The organism is Stenotrophomonas sp. 3diitr2024, assembly GCF_042136455.1.
Taxonomy (GTDB): Bacteria; Pseudomonadota; Gammaproteobacteria; order Xanthomonadales; family Xanthomonadaceae; genus Stenotrophomonas; species Stenotrophomonas sepilia.
In genome coordinates, this window is sequence record NZ_JBHHMJ010000366.1 from 1 (window position 1) to 1,605 (window position 1,605).

Below are 1,605 nucleotides of genomic sequence, written 5' to 3' on the forward strand. Positions count from 1 at the left end.
GCTGGCCGGCTTCCCCAACAGCCGGCCAGCGGCCGGCTCTACAAAGGGGCCGCTCCGCAGAATCCCTGTAGAGCCGAGCCCACGCTCGGCTCCACGGCAAGCGGTTTACCCGCGCAGCGCCGCCAGCGATTCGGCCTGCAGCCGCTCGTAGATCTCGAACTCGTTGTTCACCGCCACGCCCAAGGCCTGCTCGAAGGCTTCGCGGTTGGCATGCGCGGCATAGGCGCGCTGTTCTTCGCCGCCCAGGTTCGACTGGAAGATGCCCGCGGCACTGACCGGCAGGAAATCCTCGTAGACGATCGGGTCAGCCGTGGCCAAGCCGGCGGCCACCAGCACTTCAGCGGGCAGATCGGCCACGCGCTCCGGCGCGGCGCGGCCAGCGTCGGTCAGCTGGTAGCGGTAATACCCCAGGCCTTCCTGGCGCAGGGTGTCATGGTCATCCGGGAAGCTGGCGAACACCGCCTGCAGGCGCTGGCCGTAGTCGCCGCCGGTGCTGCCTTCACCACCGGCGTCGCGGGCCTGCGACAGCAGCTGGTCGTACAGCGCGCGGCCCTTCGGGGTCAGCGCCAGGCCGCGTTGTTCGATCTCGCCGAAGCGCGCGGTATGGGTGCCGGCATCACCCCCTTCGGCATCCGGGAAATGCACGGCTTCTTCCAGCGCCTTGAAGCTGGTCTGGCGCAGCAGGATCGGGCAGGCACGGCGCGGCGGGCCTTCGATCACGGCCTTGGCCGCCATGCCATGCTCGATCATTGCCGCCTGTGCAGCGTCGATGTCCAGCGTGCGCGGGGTCAGGTGGTTGATGTGTGGGCCGCGGAAACTGACCACGTCAGCCACCAGGCGGTGCGCGTTGTGCAGTGCGTGGTAGGTCGGCAGATCGACCGTGGCATCGCCGTGCCAGCGGAAGGTTTCCAGCGCCTGCTGGACGAAGCGCTCGGCATCGGCCTGCGACAGGCCACCGTCGCGCTCGGCCTGGTCGATCAGCGCCAGCGCGCCGTCGGTGAAGATGCGACGGCGCGCCAGGATCTTCGCCGACTCGGCACGCAGGGCTTCGTCTTCGATCAGCTCCAGGCGCAGCAGCGAGGTGAACACGCGGAACGGGTTCTGCGCCAGCGCCGCGCCGGTCAGCGGGCGGAACGCGGTGGAGTGCACCGGCACGCCGGCCACCGACAGGTCGTAGTAGCCGACCGGGTACATGCCCATCACCGCGAACAGGCGGCGCAGCGTCGCCAGTTCCTGCACGGTACCGACGCGGATCGCGCCATGACGCTCTTCATCCAGCCGCGCACGCTCGTCGTTGCGCTGCAGCTGCGCGGCCAGCGCCGGGTCCCGGGCAAGCACCTGCGCGTTGATCCGCTCCACCAGTTCCACCAGCGTGCCGTACAGCGGCACTTCGGTGCGGTACATGCGGGACATGGCCTGCGCGAACAGGCGGCGGATCACATCAGGCGAAACGAAAGAGGCGCTCATCAGTCACTCGATTACGGGAACGGGGAACAGCTCGGACCCGTATTGTCGCCGGAGCGCCCGGCGGCGGCGATACGCAGAGCAACATGACCGGGTAGTGCCGGCCGCTGACCGGCAACCCCGGATGCCTGGAAAGGCTGC

General features: G+C 69.0%; 1 protein-coding gene. It reads right to left on the reverse strand.

The features are described 5' to 3' along the window. Positions 1–105 precede the first annotated feature (105 nt). A complete protein-coding gene (locus ABGA94_RS09245) occupies positions 106–1,467 on the reverse strand; it encodes a VOC family protein (protein WP_375367092.1) in 1,362 nt (453 codons plus the stop codon). Positions 1,468–1,605: the final 138 nt, after the last annotated feature.

Excerpts from the sequence above, each read along its gene's own strand:
- ABGA94_RS09245 (WP_375367092.1), bottom strand. The coding sequence starts at position 1,467 with ATGAGCGCCTCTTTCGTTTCGCCTGATGTGATCCGCCGCCTGTTCGCG.